The organism is Erwinia piriflorinigrans CFBP 5888 (assembly GCF_001050515.1).
Classification (GTDB): domain Bacteria; phylum Pseudomonadota; class Gammaproteobacteria; order Enterobacterales; family Enterobacteriaceae; genus Erwinia; species Erwinia piriflorinigrans.
Genome location: NZ_CAHS01000005.1, coordinates 106,009 through 125,208, shown reverse-complemented (window position 1 = coordinate 125,208; position 19,200 = coordinate 106,009). Strand labels below are relative to the sequence as shown.

At 55.7% G+C, this 19,200-nt stretch carries 15 protein-coding genes; 9 read left to right on the top strand and 6 right to left on the bottom strand.

Features of this window, described 5'->3' with window-relative positions; all coding sequences use genetic code 11:
- Positions 1-268: 268 nt before the first annotated feature.
- Complete coding sequence (locus EPIR_RS01905; protein ID WP_048696683.1) at positions 269-460, top strand: hypothetical protein; 192 nt, start codon at positions 269-271, stop codon at positions 458-460.
- A 241-nt stretch (positions 461-701) separates the two neighbouring features.
- Here EPIR_RS01905 and lptG read toward each other — a convergent pair whose 3' ends face one another.
- Positions 702-1,778, bottom strand: a complete 1,077-nt coding sequence (gene lptG / locus EPIR_RS01900) for an LPS export ABC transporter permease LptG (RefSeq protein ID WP_023653599.1) — start codon at positions 1,776-1,778, stop codon at positions 702-704.
- A complete protein-coding gene (gene lptF, locus EPIR_RS01895; RefSeq protein WP_023653598.1) occupies positions 1,778-2,878 on the bottom strand; it encodes an LPS export ABC transporter permease LptF in 1,101 nt (366 codons plus the stop codon). The genes lptG and lptF overlap by 1 nt, the downstream gene beginning before the upstream one ends.
- Positions 2,879-3,131: 253 nt before the next feature.
- Here lptF and pepA point away from each other — a divergent pair, with 253 nt between their 5' ends.
- The 3 genes from pepA (at position 3,132) to EPIR_RS01880 (ending at position 8,100) form a co-directional block, all read left to right on the top strand.
- Positions 3,132-4,643, top strand: a complete 1,512-nt coding sequence (pepA, locus tag EPIR_RS01890; RefSeq protein ID WP_023653597.1) for a leucyl aminopeptidase — start codon at positions 3,132-3,134, stop codon at positions 4,641-4,643.
- Between the two features lie 140 nt (positions 4,644-4,783).
- Entirely contained in the window at positions 4,784-5,239 is a 456-nt protein-coding gene (locus EPIR_RS01885) for a DNA polymerase III subunit chi (protein ID WP_023653595.1), read from the top strand.
- A gap of 5 nt (positions 5,240-5,244) precedes the next feature.
- Positions 5,245-8,100, top strand: coding sequence for a valine--tRNA ligase (locus EPIR_RS01880; protein WP_048696681.1), 2,856 nt, complete (start codon positions 5,245-5,247; stop codon positions 8,098-8,100).
- A 265-nt stretch (positions 8,101-8,365) separates the two neighbouring features.
- Here the strand turns inward: EPIR_RS01880 and EPIR_RS01875 are convergent, their stop codons facing one another.
- A complete protein-coding gene (locus tag EPIR_RS01875; protein WP_023653592.1) occupies positions 8,366-9,136 on the bottom strand; it encodes a hypothetical protein in 771 nt (256 codons plus the stop codon).
- 307 nt (positions 9,137-9,443) lie between these two features.
- Between EPIR_RS01875 and EPIR_RS01870 the strand changes: the two genes are divergently transcribed.
- On the top strand, positions 9,444-9,947 hold the full coding sequence (locus EPIR_RS01870; protein ID WP_023653590.1) for a GNAT family N-acetyltransferase: 504 nt from the start codon (positions 9,444-9,446) through the stop codon (positions 9,945-9,947).
- A gap of 94 nt (positions 9,948-10,041) precedes the next feature.
- Here EPIR_RS01870 and rraB read toward each other — a convergent pair whose 3' ends face one another.
- Positions 10,042-10,464, bottom strand: coding sequence for a ribonuclease E inhibitor RraB (gene rraB / locus EPIR_RS01865; RefSeq protein ID WP_023653589.1), 423 nt, complete (start codon positions 10,462-10,464; stop codon positions 10,042-10,044).
- Positions 10,465-10,620: 156 nt separating this feature from the next.
- Between rraB and argF the strand changes: the two genes are divergently transcribed.
- The 4 genes from argF (at position 10,621) to ridA (ending at position 13,853) form a co-directional block, all read left to right on the top strand.
- Positions 10,621-11,631, top strand: coding sequence for an ornithine carbamoyltransferase (gene argF, locus EPIR_RS01860; protein ID WP_023653587.1), 1,011 nt, complete (start codon positions 10,621-10,623; stop codon positions 11,629-11,631).
- A gap of 296 nt (positions 11,632-11,927) precedes the next feature.
- Positions 11,928-12,863 (top strand): aspartate carbamoyltransferase, encoded by a 936-nt coding sequence (gene pyrB / locus EPIR_RS01855; RefSeq protein ID WP_023653585.1) that lies wholly within the window; start codon positions 11,928-11,930, stop codon positions 12,861-12,863.
- 13 nt (positions 12,864-12,876) lie between these two features.
- Positions 12,877-13,407: an aspartate carbamoyltransferase regulatory subunit gene (gene pyrI / locus EPIR_RS01850; RefSeq protein WP_023653584.1), complete on the top strand. Its 531-nt coding sequence runs from the start codon at positions 12,877-12,879 to the stop codon at positions 13,405-13,407.
- Between the two features lie 53 nt (positions 13,408-13,460).
- Positions 13,461-13,853 (top strand): 2-iminobutanoate/2-iminopropanoate deaminase, encoded by a 393-nt coding sequence (gene ridA, locus EPIR_RS01845; protein WP_023653583.1) that lies wholly within the window; start codon positions 13,461-13,463, stop codon positions 13,851-13,853.
- A 75-nt stretch (positions 13,854-13,928) separates the two neighbouring features.
- Here ridA and EPIR_RS01840 read toward each other — a convergent pair whose 3' ends face one another.
- A complete protein-coding gene (locus EPIR_RS01840) occupies positions 13,929-16,301 on the bottom strand; it encodes a family 20 glycosylhydrolase (RefSeq protein WP_023653582.1) in 2,373 nt (790 codons plus the stop codon).
- 92 nt (positions 16,302-16,393) lie between these two features.
- A complete protein-coding gene (locus EPIR_RS01835) occupies positions 16,394-18,955 on the bottom strand; it encodes a DEAD/DEAH box helicase (RefSeq protein ID WP_023653581.1) in 2,562 nt (853 codons plus the stop codon).
- Positions 18,956-19,200: the final 245 nt, after the last annotated feature.

Below are 19,200 nucleotides of genomic sequence, written 5' to 3'. Positions count from 1 at the left end.
GCCGGCCGGAACGCCCTGGAACTTGAACTTGATCTGAACTTGATCTGAACTTGACCTGGCTGTCGACCTTTGACTTGGCCTTTAACCTTCAGGCGGCGTTAAGCAGCGCCGAAGCACGACTGATTTCCAGCATGAGCCGGCAGGACGTCGGCGAAAGGGCGTGCTGAGACAGGATGTCGATTCACGACCGGTGCGGCCGGAAAGCGGGCGGGCTGAGGACACCCACGCAGTGGGCGCTGCGCCAGCCGCAAGCCCGGGGTGAAGGGGTGTGGGCGACTGCACACCCCTTCCCGACCGCCTGCAAGGCGGCCGGAACGCCCTGGAACTTGAACTTGATCTGAACTTGACCTGGCTGTTGACCTTTGACTTGGCCTTTAACCTTCAGGCGGCGTTAAGCAGCGCCGAAGCACGACTGATTTCCAGCATGAGCCGGCAGGACGTCGGCGAAAGGGCGTGCTGAGACAGGATGTCGATTCACGACCGGTGCGGCGGGAAAGCAGGCGGGCTGAGGGCACCCACGCGGTGGGCGCTGCGCCAGCCGCAAGCCCGGGGTGAAGGGGTGTGGGCGACTGCACACCCCTTCCCGACCGCCTGCAAGGCGGCCGGAACGCCCTGGAACTTGAACTTGAACTTGACCTGGCAGTTGACCTTGCTCGCAATTTGATGAATCTCAACCGGATCACCAAATAACCCCAGAATAGCTACCGCCGTTTAACCAGCATAGCCACACTGAGCGCGAAAAACGCCGCGCTGGGCAGCAACGCCCCGAGGATCGGCGGGATGTTATACACCAGGCTTAGCGGGCCGAAAATCTGATCCAACACGTAAAACAGGAAACCAAAACTGATACCGGTAATCACACGCATCCCCATCGACACGCTGCGCAACGGACCAAAAATAAACGACAGCGCCATCAACATCATCACCGCGACAGACAGCGGCTGGAAGATTTTGCTCCACATATTCAGCTGATAGCGTCCTGCCATCTGACCACTCTGCTGCAAATATTTCGAATAGCTGTACAGACCGCTGATGGATAATGCCCCAGGGTCGAGTGCGACCACACCCAGCTTGTCCGGCGTCAACGTGGTTTTCCACTCGCCGCTCAACGTCTGGCTGCCTTTAATCTGCTGCGCGTCGGTCAGATCGGACTGGTCGACCTGCGCCAGCTCCCACAGCTTTTTATCCGCGTTGTACTTTGCCGAATCCGCATAGCGCACCGACTGCAGGCGGCGATCGTGGTCAAAGTTGTAAATGCTGATGCCCGAAAGCTCGTTACCTTCGCGTATGCGTTCGATAAAAATAAAGCTATCGCCGTCTTTTGCCCATAGCCCGCTTTGAGTGGAAAGCAGCGAACCGCCTACCAGCTGCTGCGCCCGATAGTTACGCGCCATTTGTTCGCCCTGCGGGGCGACAAATTCACCGATTGCCATCGTCAGCAGCACCAGCGGGATGGCGGTTTTCATCACCGATGCCGCAATTTGCATACGGGTAAAGCCGGAAGCCTGCATGACCACCAGCTCACTGCGCTGCGCCAGCGTGCCCAATCCCAGCAGCGCGCCCAGTAGTGCCGCCATCGGGAAGAAGATCTCAATATCTTTTGGCACGCTGAGCAGCGTATACAGCCCGGCACCCAGCACGGTGTATTCACCCTGCCCGGTTTTGCGAAGCTGATCGACAAACTTAATGATCCCGGAGAGCGACACCAGCATAAACAGCGTCGTCATGATGGTGTTGAAAATCGTTTTACCGATATATCTGTCAAGAACGCCAAACATCAGACCGATCCTCCGCGAGTAAAGCGCGCGCGCAGGCGGCGCATCGACACCGTATCCCACACATTCAGCAGCAGGGCCAGAGCCAGATAAACGAGGTTAACTGCCCACATCGCAACAGCCGGGTCGATGCGGCCCTTGTCACCGCTGGAACGCAGTGAACTTTGCAACAGGAAGAACACCAGATACAGCAGCATGGCGGGTAGCATCGACAGCACGCGGCCCTGGCGTGGATTCACCACGCTAAGCGGCACCACCATCAGCGCCATAATCAGTACCGAAAATACCAGCGTCAAACGCCAGTGCAGCTCGCTACGAAAATCGGGCTTGTCGGAATGCCACAGGGTATCGAGGCTCATCTGCTCGGAATCATTCGGGTCAAGCGTCACCACCTGATGGCCGATAATTGCCTGATAGTTTTTAAAGTCGGTAATGCGGAAGTCACGCAGTAATGCGGTGCCCTCAAAGCGGGTCCCCTGGTCCAACGTCACCACCTGCGAACCGTCTTTGCGCTGCTCCATATGGCCATGTTCGGAAACCACCACGGAAGGACGAGCGTTACCTTTTGGCCGCAGCTGCGCGAGGAAAACGTGGCTAAAGGTGTCACCTTTCACATTTTCAATAAACAGCACCGATTGCCCATCCCCCGACTGCTGGAACTGACCAGCGGCCAGTGCGGCAGCGCCAGGATTCGCCTTAGCGTTTTGCATCACCTCATTCTGATAGCGGGCAGACCAGGGCCCCATCCAGCCGACGTTTACCGCCGCCAACAGCGCGGTAAACAGCATCAGGATCATGGCGGCCTTCACCAACACGCCTTTACCTAAACCACAGGCATGCATGACGGTGATTTCGCTCTCGGCATATAGCCGGCCAAGCGTCATCAAAATGGCTAAAAACAGGCTTAATGGCAAAATTAACTGCGCCATTTGCGGTACGCCAAGGCCGAGTAATGTCAGTACTAAATTTGTAGGGATCTCGCCATCCACCGCGGCTCCCAGTATCCTGACTAACTTCTGGCAAAAGAAGATCAGCAGCAGGATAAACAGGATAGCCAACTGGCTTTTGAGCGTTTCCCGAACCAGATATCTAATGATAATCACACTGAATACGCCTGTGAAAACTTGTCTTTTTGCAGGAAAATCGCTAGTTTCATCGCTTATACGCCATTTTTATTACCAATGGCCCTCGTCATAGCTAAAATTGTATGACAACAATCGCGTTTTGGTGAGGCAAAAAAGATGACTATCGCCAAAACTCAATCTGATAACGACGTAATGCGCCAGCTCGTAGGTTACATAAGTGAACCATTCTAGCCGCAGCAAGCGCCGTTGTCTTTAAGATTCAGGAGAGTACATGGAGTTCAGTGTAAAAAGCGGTAGCCCGGAAAAACAGCGCAGTGCCTGCATCGTGGTGGGCGTGTTTGAACCGCGTCGGCTGTCACCGATTGCTGAACAGCTGGACAAAATCAGCGATGGATACATTAGTGCCCTGCTGCGCCGTGGCGAACTCGAGGGCAAAGTCGGCCAGACTCTGCTGTTACATCATGTGCCTAATATCCTTTCTGAGCGCATCCTGCTGATTGGCTGCGGAAAAGAGCGTGAGCTGGATGAACGCCAGTATAAGCAGGTTATTCAGAAAACCATTAATACACTGAATGATACCGGCTCAATGGAAGCGGTGTGTTTTCTCACTGAACTGCACGTCAAAGGGCGTAATACCTACTGGAAAGTGCGCCAGGCGGTGGAAACCTCGAAAGAAGCGCTCTACAGCTTCGATCAGCTGAAAAGCAATAAAGTCGAACCACGCCGCCCGTTACGTAAACTGGTATTCAACGTCCCCACACGCCGTGAGCTGACCAGCGGCGAGCGTGCCATCCAGCACGGCCTTGCCGTGGCTTCTGGCATCAAAGCGGCGAAAGATCTCGGCAATATGCCGCCTAATATCTGTAACGCCGCTTACCTCGCCTCGCAGGCACGCCAGCTGGCGGACGCCTACAGCAAAAATATCACTACGCGCGTCATCGGCGAACAGCAGATGAAAGAGCTGGGTATGAATGCCTATCTCGCCGTCGGTCAGGGGTCGCAGAATGAATCCCTGATGTCGGTGATTGAGTACAAAGGCAACCCGGATGCGGAAGCACGCCCTATTGTGCTGGTCGGTAAAGGCGTCACCTTCGATACCGGGGGTATCTCGCTGAAACCGGGCGAAGCAATGGACGAAATGAAGTACGATATGTGCGGTGCGGCGTCCGTATACGGCGTGATGCGCATGGTCGCCGAGCTGAACCTGCCGCTAAACGTCGTTGGCGTGCTGGCAGGCTGTGAAAACATGCCGGGCGGGCGCGCTTATCGTCCGGGCGATGTGCTGACCACCATGTCCGGCCAGACGGTAGAAGTGCTGAATACCGATGCGGAAGGTCGCCTGGTGCTGTGCGATGCCCTGACCTACGTTGAGCGTTTCGATCCGGAAGTGGTCATTGATGTCGCGACGCTGACCGGTGCCTGCGTGATTGCGCTCGGGCACCATATCAGCGGCCTGCTGTCGAACCACAACCCGCTGGCGCACGAACTTATCGGCGCTTCTGAGCAGGCCGGTGACCGCGCCTGGCGTCTGCCGATGGCCGACGAGTATCAGGAACAGCTGGAATCCAATTTTGCCGATATGGCTAATATTGGCGGTCGTCCGGGCGGAGCCATCACCGCCGCCTGCTTCCTGGCGCGTTTTACCCGTAAGTACAACTGGGCACATCTGGACGTGGCGGGTACCGCCTGGCGTTCAGGTAAAGCTAAAGGTGCCACCGGGCGTCCGGTCGCACTGCTGTCACAGTTTCTGCTCAACCGGGCTGGCCTGAACGGCGACGATTAACGCGCCCGGGCAAAGACCAACCGGAAGGGATGTATACCATGCCGTCAGCAGGTAAACTGGCGGCATCTTTTTCCGGATTAACGCCCTCAGGGTGCAGGTGACGTGAACTCCTCCGTTTTATTGTGTGGCAGGCATCATTAATGAAAAACGCAACTTTCTATCTGCTGGAAACCGACGCTCCGGTTGACGAGCTGAGCGCTCTGGAAGCGCTGGTCTGCTCGCTGGCCGAGGCCCGCTGGCGTGAGGGGAAGCGCGTGTTGATCGCCTGTGAAGACGAAGCACAAGCCATCCGGCTGGATGAAGCCCTGTGGCAACGTCCGGCCAGCGCCTTTGTGCCGCATAATCTGGCGGGAGAAGGACCGAAGTACGGTGCCCCGGTCGAACTGGCCTGGCCGCAGCGCCGGGGCAATGCGCCGCGTGACCTGCTGATCAGCCTGCTGCCGCAGTTTGCAGATTTTGCCACCGCTTTCTATGAAGTGATAGACTTCGTACCCTATGAAGCATCTTTGAAACAGCTGGCGCGTGACCGCTACAAAGCGTATCGCAGCGTTGGCTTCCACTTGAATACGGCAACGCCCCCATTGCCTAAGACATAGCAGAAATGGAAAAGACATATAACCCGCAAGATATTGAGCAGCCGCTTTACGAGCACTGGGAACAACAGGGCTATTTTAAACCGCATGGCGATACGTCCCAGGAAAGCTTCTGCATCATGATCCCGCCGCCGAACGTGACCGGTAGCTTGCATATGGGCCACGCTTTCCAGCAGACCATCATGGACACCATGATCCGCTACCAGCGTATGCAGGGGAAAAATACTCTGTGGCAGGCCGGTACTGACCACGCGGGCATTGCCACGCAGATGGTGGTTGAACGCAAGATCGCCGCCGAAGAGGGCAAAACCCGCCAGGATTACGGCCGTGATGCCTTTATTGAGAAAATCTGGCAGTGGAAAGCTGAATCTGGCGGCACCATTACCCGCCAGATGCGCCGCCTGGGCAACTCCGTCGACTGGGAGCGTGAGCGCTTCACTATGGATGACGGCCTGTCGAACGCGGTGAAAGAGGTGTTCGTTCGCCTGCACAAAGAAAACCTGATCTATCGTGGCAAACGCCTGGTGAACTGGGACCCGAAACTGCGCACCGCCATTTCCGATCTGGAAGTGGAGAACCGCGAGTCGAAGGGTTCCATGTGGCATATCCGCTACCCGCTGGCCGACGGCGTTAAAACCGCTGATGGCAAAGATTACCTGGTGGTTGCCACCACCCGTCCGGAAACCGTACTCGGCGATACCGGCGTGGCGGTTAATCCTGAAGATCCGCGTTACAAAGACCTGATCGGCAAATTCCTCGTGCTGCCGCTGGTGAATCGTCGTATTCCGATCGTCGGCGACGAACACGCGGATATGGAGAAAGGCACCGGCTGCGTGAAAATCACCCCGGCGCATGACTTCAACGACTACGAAGTGGGCCGCCGTCATCGCTTACCGATGATCAATATCCTGACTTTTGATGGCGACATCCGTGATTCCGCCCAGGTCTATGACACCAACGGCGAAGAGTCTGATGCCTGCGATCCTGCGATCCCGGCAGAGTTCCGTGGGCTGGAGCGTTTTGCCGCACGTAAAGCCATCGTCGCGGCGGTAGATGCGCTCGGCCTGCTGGACGAGATCAAACCGCACGACCTGACGGTGCCTTATGGCGACCGTGGCGGCGTGGTGATCGAACCGATGCTCACCGATCAGTGGTACGTGCGCACTGCCCCGCTGGCGAAAGTGGCGGTAGAAGCGGTGGAACAGGGCGATATCCAGTTTGTGCCGAAGCAGTACGAAAACATGTACTTCTCGTGGATGCGCGATATCCAAGACTGGTGTATCTCACGCCAGCTGTGGTGGGGTCACCGCATTCCGGCCTGGTATGATGCCGAAGGCAATGTCTACGTTGCCCGTAGCGAAGAAGAAGCGCGTGCCGAAAACAATCTGGGCGCGGACGTGGTACTGACCCAGGACGAAGACGTGCTGGATACCTGGTTCTCTTCCGGGCTGTGGACATTCTCCACTCTCGGCTGGCCGGAAAATACCGAGGCGCTGCGCACCTTCCACCCGACCAGCGTGCTGGTGAGCGGCTTCGATATTATCTTCTTCTGGATTGCGCGCATGATCATGCTGACCATGCACTTTATCAAAGATGAAGACGGCAAACCGCAGGTGCCGTTCAAAACCGTCTATATGACTGGCCTGATCCGCGACGATGAAGGACAGAAAATGTCCAAGTCGAAAGGCAACGTTATCGATCCGCTGGATATGGTTGACGGTATCTCGCTGGAAGACCTGCTGGAGAAACGCACCGGCAACATGATGCAACCGCAGCTGGCGGAGAAAATCCGCAAGCGCACCGAGAAGCAGTTCCCGAACGGCATTGAGCCGCACGGCACCGATGCGCTGCGCTTTACCCTGGCAGCGCTGGCGTCAACCGGGCGTGATATCAACTGGGATATGAAACGCCTGGAAGGTTACCGCAACTTCTGTAACAAGCTGTGGAACGCCAGCCGCTTCGTGCTGATGAACACCGAAGAGCACGACTGTGGCTTCAACGGTGGTGAGCTGGCGCTGTCACTGGCAGATCGCTGGATCCTCGCCGAATTTAACCGCACGGTGAAAGCCTACCGCGAAGCGCTGGACAGCTACCGTTTCGATATCGCCGCCAATATCCTGTATGAGTTCACCTGGAACCAGTTCTGCGACTGGTATCTGGAGCTGGCCAAGCCGGTAATGAACGGCGGTAGCGAGGCCCAGCTGCGCGGCACGCGCAATACGCTGGTGAACGTGCTGGAAGCCCTGCTGCGCCTGGCGCATCCGATTATTCCATTTATCACCGAAACCATCTGGCAGCGGGTGAAAGTGCTGAAAAATATCAGCGACGACACCATTATGCTGCAACCGATGCCGGAATTCTCAGCCAGCAAGGTAGACGAAGTGGCGATGACCGATACCGAGTGGCTGAAGCAGGCCATCGTTGCGGTGCGTAATATTCGTAATGAGATGAATATCTCCCCGGCCAAGCCATTGGATGTACTGCTACGTGGAGCCAGTGATGAAGTGGTGCGTCGCGTCAAAGACAACCACAACTTCCTGAAAACCCTGGCACGCTTGACGACGCTGGAGCTGCTGCCTGCGGGTGAGAAAGGCCCGGTTGCCGTCACCAAACTGGTGGACGGTGCCGAACTACTGATCCCGATGGCCGACCTGGTGGACAAAACCGCCGAGCTGGAGCGTCTGGCGAAAGAAGTGGTTAAGCTGGAGGTGGAGATGGAGAAAATCAACGCCAAGCTGGGTAACGAAGGGTTTGTCGCACGCGCACCGGAAGCGGTGGTGGCAAAAGAGCGTGAACGCCTGAGCGATTTTGCTTTGGCTAAAACCAAACTGATCGAGCAGCAGGCGGTGATCGCCGCGCTGTAAGACAATCAGTGCAACCTGTCTGTGCAGGCCGGCCTTTGTTATTGGCCGGCCTGTGACAACGCGGCCCCGTTGCTCGTCCAGAAACCATTGGTTTTCTTTTGTCAGCGGCAGGGAAAAAGCCAAGCGGATGCTGGTTGAGATGAGGATCCGTTGCGCACGGTTTAAATAAACATTTACCACAACATGGCGGCACAGCATATTATTCCGCTTGCCAGACTGACCTGTATTAACCCCGGAACTTCATGGAGCTCAACGTTATCGGTTATTATGTTGCGGCTGGCTGCCAGTTATTAATGGCGTCGTGATAACTGTGCAATTCCATCGGCCCCATCGTATTGCCGTGAATGAGAATGCCATCGTGTTTCAGCATTCCGGTCAGATTTTCTTTGAAGCTATCAAGTGATTGTTGTCTTTCTGAGAATGATTTTCCATCTTTGCTCAGGAAGCCGCCTAAGTACATTTCGATGTTGCTCGCATAAACCGCAGAAACACCATGAGGCGTATCCTTTTCAATCTCGCTGGCTGAAGAGCTGGCAAGATCGACATGATAAAATGCAATATCCTGATTGCGGATCCTTCTCTGCAATTGTTCAAAAGAGAGGTCGTCACCGTTTCGGGAGATCAACAAACTCAGATGTGAAGCATACGATGAGCCATGCTCCTTTTTTACATCCTTAAGCCAGCCATCCTGATTGTGATTCTTCTCGGCCAGTGCAATGACTGATTTAACGCCAGCGAGGTGTGCATCCGACAAATCGGAAACCACCACTTTACCATGCCCCTGCCCCATTGCTGCCATCACTGCCATTGAGTTTGCTACCGTGACAACATCACCTTTATGGGTGGCATTAGCCAGCAGGGACGGAATTGCGTTGTTGGATTTACTGCCCACAAAATCACTGACTTTTGTTGTATTAGCCCTGCAACCGATATTATCGTGCAAACCATATCGTGTCGCTCCGCCAGCACTATCTGAATAACTTGAACTCACACCTGAGTGTGAGCCTGAAATACTTAAACCACCGATCCTAAACATTGTTGCTACCCCTGAAAAAAAGAATATTTAAATTTTTTTTAACTTTCAGGGTGGATAAGTGTTGTGAATCGGTAAAAAGTTCCAACTTTTACCATTTGCCATGTAGAAGGCACTATTGCAACGTGCAGGCTGCTTGTGCAGAGACCTGCTTGCCCAAGATCAATTTTTATGCTCACGCCCGCTGCAGATGGCTGCCTTAACAGCATCCTTTAACAATGACCACCTGGGCTTAGAAAACGGTCATTGCATCCAGGCACCACCAATGTTATTACACTTGTCTGCAACCGAAACGCCATGAGCAAAACGTATGACATCCCCGACAGAGACTGCCCCGCGCGTACGCCCTATCACCCGCGCTGACAACCCGCTTATCGCCGCCGTTATTCGTGAAGTGTCGGCAGAGTTTGGCCTGACGGCAGACAAAGGTTACACGGTTTCTGACCCCAATCTTGACCATCTTTATGAGCTTTACAGCGAGGAAAACAGCGCCTACTGGGTGGTGGAAATAGCGGGCAAGATCGTCGGCGGCGGCGGCGTCGCCCCGCTGACGGGCAGCGATGACGACGTTTGTGAGTTGCAGAAAATGTACTTCCTGCCCGCCGTGCGCGGCCTCGGGCTGGCACGCAATCTGGCGATTCAGGCGATAGATTATGGTCGCCAGTGCGGTTTTAAACGCTGCTATCTGGAAACGACCGCCTCGCTGACACGCGCCATACGTCTGTATGAACAGCTTGGCTTTAGCCATATTGACGGCCCGATGGGGGCCACTGGCCATGTAGACTGCGAAGTGACAATGCTGAAGGCGCTGTGAAGCAGCCTGTTAAAGGGGGCAAGAAGGGGTTGGGTATTGATTGCTCAAATCAGAAAAGTGGATCGTGGCCGGGGCTAGCCCGGCCAGCGCAAAATCAGTGGCGTACGCCGTTATCTTCGCCGTCTACGTGCTCATCGTCTTCGTCGTCTTCATCCTGCGCATCCGGGTCTTCGAAATAGGTTCCCCAGCCATCGTAGTCAACGTTGAATTTACCGGCGACATCCACCAGCTGCTCAACCTGCGCGTCGATAAGCTCAGCATTCAGTGCCCCTTCGCTGAGAATATCGCAGCACATCACTTTTGTACCGTCTTCCAGATCCAGCTCTTCCGGCTCGGTCACCTCGTAGCCCAGCTTAAAAGCTTCTACCGCTGCTTTTTCCAGCGCGTCGAAGCTGTCACAGGAAAAATGATGCTCAATGGTATACAGCGCGTCCGGGTCGCTGCCGTCATCCAGTAGTTCTTCAATAATCAGCCGCGTCTCTTCACGCTGCTCTTCCAGCAATGCTTCGTTAGCCATGATCCGTTCCTCTTAGTGGCATTATTTAAAGTATTTTCCCACAGTGCTGTTTGCGCCACTACCTTTAAACGAAAGTTTCTTCATGCGGGGGTTGAAAGTGAATATTAATACCGCTAAATTGAATTTTAATTCAATAGAGATTACCTGGAGTGCTTTATGAGTCAGTTATATCAGCGCCATTTTCTCCGGCTTCTTGATTTCAATCCCGATGAAATCAACGGTTTACTGAAGCTGGCGTCACGGCTTAAAGCCACTAAGAAAAAAGGCGATGAGATTCAGTACCTGAAAGGCAAAAATATTGCGCTCATCTTCGAAAAAGACTCGACCCGTACCCGATGCTCTTTCGAAGTTGCCGCATTCGATCAGGGCGCTAACGTCACCTGGATTGGCCCGAGCGGCAGTCAAATCGGCCATAAAGAATCGATAAAAGACACCGCGCGCGTACTGGGCCGTATGTATCATGCCATCCAGTATCGCGGCTATGGCCAGCAGCTGGTGGAATCGCTGGCAGAACATGCGGGTGTACCGGTGTGGAACGGGCTAACCAATGAGTTTCACCCCACCCAGCTGCTGGCAGATCTGCTGACCATGCAGGAACAACTGCCGGAAAAAACCTTCAACCAAATGACTCTGGCCTACGTGGGCGACACGCAGAACAATATGGGCAATACCCTGCTGGAAGCGGCAGCGCTGGTCGGTCTCGATCTGCGCCTGATCGCGCCAAAGAGCTGCTGGCCGGATGCCGCATTGATAGCCGAATGCCGCGACCTGGCGCAGCAGACCGGGGGGAAAATCACCCTGACAGAAGATATCGCTACAGGGGTACAGGGCGCTGATTTTATTTATACCGACGTCTGGGTATCAATGGGTGAACCAAAAGAAGTGTGGCACGAACGCATTACGCTGCTGCGTCCGTATCAGGTGAATATGGCGCTGTTGAAGGCGACCGGCAATCCACAGGTGAAATTCCTGCACTGCCTGCCCGCCTTCCATGACGATCAGACTCTGCTCGGACAGCAAATGGCGCAGCAGTACGATCTGCATGGCGGCATGGAGGTGACCGATGAAGTGTTTGAATCCGCGCACAGCGTGGTATTCGATCAGGCGGAAAACCGTCTGCATACCATCAAAGCGGTGATGGTCGCCACGCTGTCGCAGCAAGAATAATTCAGGCAAGGCAAACGATTACTCAGCTATTTTTTTCCCTTGCCGGGCGTGGATGAATGCGTATAATGCACCCCGTTTGCCGGGAGGATGCATGAAACTGAATCGCATAACTATTGCCTCACCAACGCGCCATTTCGCCGGTGGGCAGCGCCGTTTCTCTGTATCAGGCATCACCGATCGTAAAAATTAGCCCCTCATTGAGGGGCTTTTTTTTGCCCATAACGCAGTGCAAAAGAGATCCGCCCTGTCGTACTGGCTGCAATATCCACCATGACAGGCAACAGAGGAGAGAGAAGATGGCCAATCCGCTATATCGCAAACATATTATTTCCATTAACGATCTCAACCGTACCGAGCTGGAGCTGGCGCTGCGCACTGCCGCCAGCCTGAAAGCAAACCCGCAGCCGGAACTGCTGAAACATAATGTGATTGCCAGCTGCTTCTTTGAAGCCTCAACCCGCACCCGCCTGTCGTTTGAAACCGCCATGCACCGTCTCGGGGCTTCGGTGGTCGGTTTTGCCGACGGCGGCAATACCTCGCTGGGTAAGAAAGGCGAAACCCTGGCTGATACCATTTCGGTGATTGGCACCTACGTGGATGCCATCGTGATGCGCCATCCACAGGAAGGTGCCGCACGGCTGGCAACCGAATTCTCCGGCGGCGTGCCGGTGCTGAATGCCGGAGACGGTGCCAACCAGCATCCGACCCAGACGCTGCTCGATCTGTTCACCATCCAGGAAACCCAGGGACGGTTGAGCAATTTGCAGATAGCCATGGTCGGCGACCTGAAATATGGCCGTACCGTACACTCACTGGCGCAGGCGCTGGCAAAATTTGACGGCAACCGCTTCTGGTTTATCGCCCCGGATGCGTTGGCGATGCCAGCCTACATCACCGATATGCTTGACGAAAAAGGCATTGCCTGGACGCGCCATAACAGCATTGAAGAAGTGGTGCCGCAGGTGGATATTCTCTATATGACCCGCGTACAGAAAGAGCGTCTGGACCCGTCGGAATATGCCAATGTGAAAGCACAGTTTGTGCTGCGCGCTGCCGATTTAAACGGTGCTCGTGACAATATGAAGGTGCTGCATCCGCTGCCGCGTATTGATGAAATCGACAACGACGTCGACGACACGCCACACGCCTGGTATTTCCAGCAGGCAGGCAACGGCATTTACGCACGCCAGGCGCTGCTGGCGCTGGTACTCAACCGCGAACTGGCTCTGTAAGAGGAAAATCATCATGACTCTGGACAATAAACTTCAGGTTGAAGCGATTAAATGCGGTACGGTGATTGACCATATTCCGGCACAGGTGGGCTTTAAGCTGCTGTCGTTGTTCCGCCTGACGGAAACCGATCAGCGCATCACCATCGGCCTGAATCTGCCCTCCGGCGAACTGGGACGCAAAGATCTGATCAAGATTGAGAACACTTTTTTGACCGACGATCAGGTCAATCAGCTGGCGGTGTATGCCCCACACGCCACGGTAAACCGCATTGATGACTACAACGTGGTGGCGAAGCTCTCCCCTACGCTGCCGGAGCGCATCGACCGCGTGCTGACCTGTCCGAACAGCAACTGTATCAGCCGCAACGAACCGGTTGATTCCAGCTTCGCGGTGAAAAAGCGCCAGGATGAACTGTACCTTAAATGCAAATATTGCGAAAAAGAGTTCGCGCACCATGTGGTGATGGCAAACGGCCGATCGTTGCCATTTGCCATTCGCGCCGAAGGCGGGCAGGATGTGGGTAGCCCTCATCAGCCAGCATAAACGCCAGCCTCAGGTCATGCTGGGGATCATCTCAGATCAATTCAGGAGAAAGAATGTCTCGCGAAATCAGTACTGAAAAAGCGCCCGCCGCCATCGGCCCCTATGTTCAGGGCGTCGACCTCGGCAGCATGATTATGACCTCTGGCCAGATCCCGGTCGATCCGACGACCGGTACGGTGGCGGATGATATCGCCGCCCAGGCACGCCAGTCGCTGGAAAACGTGCGGGCGATTGTTGAAGCAGCCGGTTTGCAGGTTAGCGATATCGTGAAAACAACGGTGTTCGTCAAAGACCTTAATGACTTCGCCACGGTTAACGCCACCTACGAAGCCTTTTTCACAGAATATCAGGCCAGCTTCCCGGCACGCTCGTGCGTAGAAGTGGCACGTTTGCCAAAAGATGTAAAAATCGAAATCGAAGCGATCGCCGTACGACGTCAGGCGTAACAGGGGGGCGGCTCCACCCCTACACTATTGAGACTGGCCGTCTTCGATGGCCAGCTCCCACCCGATGCCCGGCGGTTATTTATCCGCACGCAGCAGTTTTTCAATCGGATAGACCAGCGCGACCACCAACTCATGCTGACCGAGTACCTCTGGATCGAGCTGCTTTTGCATCTTCGCCACTTCGCGTGCACCGAAAATACGTTCACTTTCTATCGCATCCACTAATGACAGCCCCATCGTACTGATCGCCTCCACCCGATCTGCCAGCGGTAGCAACGATCGCAACTGCGGATTCTGCGCCAGCAAAGATTCTACCTGCGGGATATTCTCCTGCCACAGGCGGAGCTGACGGCGTATCGCCAGCGCCGCCTGTCGGTCACCGCGATTGTCAATCAGCGCGTCAACCTGGCGGTCAAGCTCACGGACTTTGTTGCTTTCAGCGGGGAGTATATCCGCCAACTGGTTAAGCGGCTGCATCTGCGAAGCATGACCGGCGCAGTACTTGAGATGCGGACGCGTGTCATGTTGTGCCGGTTCCAACGCCTCGACAAAAATTTGTAATGGGGTGGTATCGCTGCTGTTAGCCAGGCGCATCATCTGTAGCTGGATTTGCGCATGCTGTTGCAGGCCCACGGACAGCGCCGACCAGCGATCGACGGCTGCCAGCCGCTGATACATATTTTCTTCGTCGGTGACGTCTGAAGACGACCACAGGCGCTCAGCAACAACAAACGCCCGTGGCCACAGACGGGTATCGATGTTGTTTTCATCGACCATTTCACTCCACAGCACCACTTCCCCTCCCGGCAGATTCTCCCTGAGCTGGGCCTTACTGAGTAAGACGGGCTCTACTCCTTGTGGTATCTGTGCCAGTCTGCTGCCGATAGTCGGATACCGTACATTGCCAACACGCCAGTAGCCGCTGAGTCGCTCACCCGCGAGGGACAGTACCGGCTGGAGCTCCCCAAGCCCACTGTCAACGCGGAAGGTTAACTGAGTGGGAGACAGCCAGCGTAGGTGACTCACCATGCGCCGTGGCCGATCGGCAAAATCGATGAAACCACGCCAGCGGCTCGCATTGTCGATCAGTGTAAAACTGCCTTGTAACGAATCGCCCTTCAGACGGGGCAAAACAAACTGCCAACTCTGCGCCGTTTCCCCTGCCCGGACACGATCGCCACCGTTCAGCCCCTGCGGCCACACTTCATTACGGTAGTGGAAAGCGGCTGTCTGCGCCTGATCGAGATTGAAACCGGTGGACAGGATGCCACGATAGTTGTGCTTCGCCATCTCTTCCAGCGTATCAACTCCCTGCCAAGATTGGATCACGAAGCTGCCGGGCAGATCGCGATAGCTCACCCCATTGCGGACGATGGCACGCCGCTGATGTTTGGCGAGGATTTTCTCCACTCGCTGAGTAAAGTAAGCATGCAGGCCATGGCTATCCGTCAGTTTATGCTGCGTCATAAACTGACGGATGCGCTCGGATTGACGCCATTGAGCGTCATCCAGCTCGTCGCTGCCAATATGCAGATACGGGTCGGGGAAAATCGCCGCGACCTCGCCGACAAGCTGGTCAATAAGGCGGTAAACCTGCTCATTGGTCGGGTCAAGCAACGGTTTAAACACGCCCCAGCCGTGTTCCAGCTTATAGCGTCCGGGAAGAGCGAACAGCTGCGGCATGGCGACTGCCAGCGCCGACGTATGCCCGGGTAAGCCGATTTCCGGCACCACCCGCACGCCGCGATCGGTGGCATAGCTGACAACATCGCGCATCTGCTGCGCGCTGTACCACAGGCCACCACTGGCTTTTTCCTGTAGCTGCGGAAAGCCGCGGGAGGCAAAGCGCCAGCCCTGGTCATCGGTCAGATGCCAGTGAAACACGTTCATGCGCGCCGCGGCGATGCCATCGATCTGACGCTTCAGGGTCTCAACCGGCATGAAGTGACGGGCCGAATCGATCATAATGCCACGCCACGAGAAACGTGGACGATCGTCGATGGTCACCAGCGGCAGCGCCCCATTCTGAACCAGCTGTAACAGTGTTTCCATTCCGCGCATGGCGCCAAAGCGGGTGGCGCTATCAAGACGCACACCGTTCTGGCTGACCACCAGACGATAGCTTTCGTCGCTGTCAGGCTGGGGCACTGGCGCAACCGGCTTTGCAATATTGATTTGCACCGGCGTGGCACCGGGGGAAAGGGGGTAATACGGTTTACCCGTTTGGCGCGCCAGACGCTGCTGCCAGCGCGGCAGCGCCTCTTGCAGATTGTCCCCTCTAACCTGAATATCCAGCGGAGCCACCAGCGTCAGGCTGGCTCCGTCGGCGGCAAGCTCTACTTTCTGCGGCCACGGCATCAGCGGCAGATCCCTGGCCTTCGTCGCTGAAGCGCAGAGCGGCAAGATAACACTGAAAGCAAGCACTATGCGGCACGGTGACCGGAGCATCGTTAAACCTCCTTGAGTGGAACATCCTTTGAACAAACTGGGCAGGGTACATCAGGTCAGGCTGGGTTTAGCCCGGTGCATCAGTGGGCTAATCAGGGTGCGAACAGGTCGGTAATATCCTGCTGGCTAAAGCTGGCAGGCTCGCTGAGCCCATCATTGAGGATCTCTTCGGCCAGATCGGCTTTTTGCTGCTGTAAGGCGACGATCTTCTCTTCGATGGTGTCGGCAGCAATCAGCTTGTAAACAAATACCGGCTTATCCTGTCCGAGGCGATAAGCACGATCGGTTGCCTGATTCTCCGCCGCCGGGTTCCACCAGGGATCGTAATGGATCACCGTATCTGCCGCCGTGAGGTTCAGCCCCACGCCGCCTGCTTTCAGGCTAATCAGGAATACCGGCACCTCGCCCTGCTGGAAACGGCGTACCGGCTCGTTACGATCGCGGGTAGAACCGGTCAGGGTAACAAACGGAATGTGTGCCTTTTGTAGCTCCCCGGCGATGATCGTCAGCATGGTGGTGAACTGCGAGAAGATCAGGATACGTCGATCTTCCGCCAGCAGGTCATGCAGCATTTCACGCAGCAGCGTCAGCTTGGCAGAGTGCCGGACTTTCTCTGCACGAGGATCGGACACTAAACGCGGATCGCAGCAGATCTGGCGCAGTTTCAACAGCGCATCCAGTACCAGCAGGTGGCTGCGTCCTGCTCCCTGCTGCTGTACCGCCAGCTGTACGCGATCCTGCATCGCCTCAAGAACATGGTCGTACAGTTCACGCTGTGCCCCATTCAGCGCCACGCTGCGCAAGATAGTATTCTTAGGCGGCAGCTCTTTTGCCACCTCCTGCTTACGTCGACGTAGCATAAACGGCCGCACGCGTTTCGCCAGCAGCTCACGCCGCACGCTGTCCCCTTGCCGTTCTATCGGAATGCGCCAGCGCTGGGTAAAATCGCGTTCGCTACCGAGGAACCCCGGCAGCAGAAAATCAAACTGCGACCACAGTTCGCCCAAGTGGTTTTCCAGCGGGGTGCCGGTCAAACAGAGCCGATGGCGCGTTTTCAGCGTACGGATCACCGATGCCGCACGCGCGCTGCTGTTCTTCACATACTGCGCTTCATCAAGGATCAGCAGATGATAGCGATGTGCCACCAGCTGCGGCTGATCGCGCCATAACAGTGAGTAGGTGGAGATCACCACATCGTACTGCTCAAGCTGCTGATAAAAGTCTTTGCGCTGCGGCCCGGTTAATGCCAGCACCTTGAGTCCGGGTGTAAAACGAGCGGCCTCGCAGCACCAGTTGTGCACCAGTGTGGTCGGCACCACGATGAGCGCAGGGCGATCGAGCCGCCCGGCTTCTTTCTCCAGCAGCAGATGCGCCAGCGTCTGAACGGTTTTGCCTAAGCCCATATCATCAGCCAGCACGCCGGCCAGATTGTGCTGGCGCAGGAACTGCATCCAGTTAACGCCCTGTTGCTGATAGTCACGCAGCGTTGCCTGTAAGCCTGTTGGCAGGGTAACCGACGGTACGCCAGTATGGCCACTGAGCCGCTGCGCCAGCTGATAAACCGCATCCTCGCCGTCAAATATCCAGCGGCTGCGGTCGTCCCCCTGACCGAGGCGGCCGATATCCCAGGCGGCGAGGCGCAACGGCTGCGTCTCACCATTGGCAAACAGGTCGATAAGGCTTCCCACCAGCGGCTTGAGCTGGGAGGCGAGGAAAACCAGCCGCTGCTGACGATCGTCGCGCAGTTCGATCTGTTCATTGTCTGGGATTAACGTGAGATTGCCGGACATCCAGCGGCGGTCGCGGGCGAATAGCCCCGCCAGTAGAGGTTCCAGCCGCACGCGGCGACGGCCAATTTTCATCGCCAGTTCAAGGTTAAACCAGCCATCTTCCTCCTGAACAGCGCGCCCTTCAATCTCATCCACCTCGGTGATATTCCAGGTAAAGTCATCTTCCATGCTGATGCGCCAGCCGCGTTTGCGCAGATCCGGCAAGCCTTTTTTGATGAATTCACGCCATTGGGCGGGCGATGCAGGGGCAAATATCGCACCAGGAAGCGGGGCCGGCGTATAAATATGCCCGGAGGGGATGTTATGCAGCACGGTACTGTCCAGCTGTGACAGCCAATATTGCTCGTCATCCACCAGGCGCTGAACCTGGAAACGCTGCCCGCTACGGTCGGCAAAACTCTCTGCCTGGCTACCGGCATCCACCCTTACTCCGGCATAGTCAAAACTGACCGCGGCAAAATCAAGACGTTTTTGCCGGTGACCATAATGGCCGTAGCCGCTGATAAATTTAGCCCAGGACTGGAGTTTCAGCACGGGTATCGGCACCGCCTGAATCGTGTCGATGGCAATGGCGGGCTGCGGCTGATGCGTTTGTAGATTCGCTAACATCAGCGCAGCCACATGTTTGCAGTTGTTTTTTACCGCACAGCTGCACTCGCCGCTAGCGAGTAACTTGCCCTGTGGACGGCTAAAATGAACAATCACGCTAAAAGGCTCTGCTTTTCGCCCCGGTACTTCTCCGGTTAGCAGCGTATTTTGCCACTGAATATGCTGTACGTTGGCAATCAGATCCCGCGCCCGGGCCACGGTGCGCGCACCGAGCCAGCGAATGATCTGTTTTTCGTTATAAGCAACGGACGACATTGGGCAGTATCCCGGAGTAACAAGAGCAAAATGGTTTCGCTCCACAGCAACCGGCAATAGTAGTGACTCCTTATGGTTGAATGCAACCGTCACAGCACGTCGGATCGGCAAAAATAGCATTCGGCAGCACCGTACGGGGGAATAATGAATCCTCACTGACATTGCCGCAGGTCAATAAAACATCAGTTAAACTACAGCAAAACGCTATATATAGGCATTAATATAGTTAAAAGCCCCATATATTG

Excerpts from the sequence above, each read along its gene's own strand:
- pyrB (WP_023653585.1), top strand. The coding sequence starts at position 11,928 with ATGGCCAATCCGCTATATCGCAAACATATTATTTCCATTAACGATCTC.
- rraB (WP_023653589.1), bottom strand. The coding sequence starts at position 10,464 with ATGGCTAACGAAGCATTGCTGGAAGAGCAGCGTGAAGAGACGCGGCTG.
- EPIR_RS01870 (WP_023653590.1), top strand. The coding sequence starts at position 9,444 with ATGACATCCCCGACAGAGACTGCCCCGCGCGTACGCCCTATCACCCGC.
- ridA (WP_023653583.1), top strand. The coding sequence starts at position 13,461 with ATGTCTCGCGAAATCAGTACTGAAAAAGCGCCCGCCGCCATCGGCCCC.
- argF (WP_023653587.1), top strand. The coding sequence starts at position 10,621 with ATGAGTCAGTTATATCAGCGCCATTTTCTCCGGCTTCTTGATTTCAAT.
- pyrI (WP_023653584.1), top strand. The coding sequence starts at position 12,877 with ATGACTCTGGACAATAAACTTCAGGTTGAAGCGATTAAATGCGGTACG.
- EPIR_RS01835 (WP_023653581.1), bottom strand. The coding sequence starts at position 18,955 with ATGTCGTCCGTTGCTTATAACGAAAAACAGATCATTCGCTGGCTCGGT.
- EPIR_RS01875 (WP_023653592.1), bottom strand. The coding sequence starts at position 9,136 with ATGTTTAGGATCGGTGGTTTAAGTATTTCAGGCTCACACTCAGGTGTG.
- pepA (WP_023653597.1), top strand. The coding sequence starts at position 3,132 with ATGGAGTTCAGTGTAAAAAGCGGTAGCCCGGAAAAACAGCGCAGTGCC.
- EPIR_RS01840 (WP_023653582.1), bottom strand. The coding sequence starts at position 16,301 with ATGCTCCGGTCACCGTGCCGCATAGTGCTTGCTTTCAGTGTTATCTTG.
- EPIR_RS01885 (WP_023653595.1), top strand. The coding sequence starts at position 4,784 with ATGAAAAACGCAACTTTCTATCTGCTGGAAACCGACGCTCCGGTTGAC.
- lptG (WP_023653599.1), bottom strand. The coding sequence starts at position 1,778 with ATGTTTGGCGTTCTTGACAGATATATCGGTAAAACGATTTTCAACACC.
- EPIR_RS01880 (WP_048696681.1), top strand. The coding sequence starts at position 5,245 with ATGGAAAAGACATATAACCCGCAAGATATTGAGCAGCCGCTTTACGAG.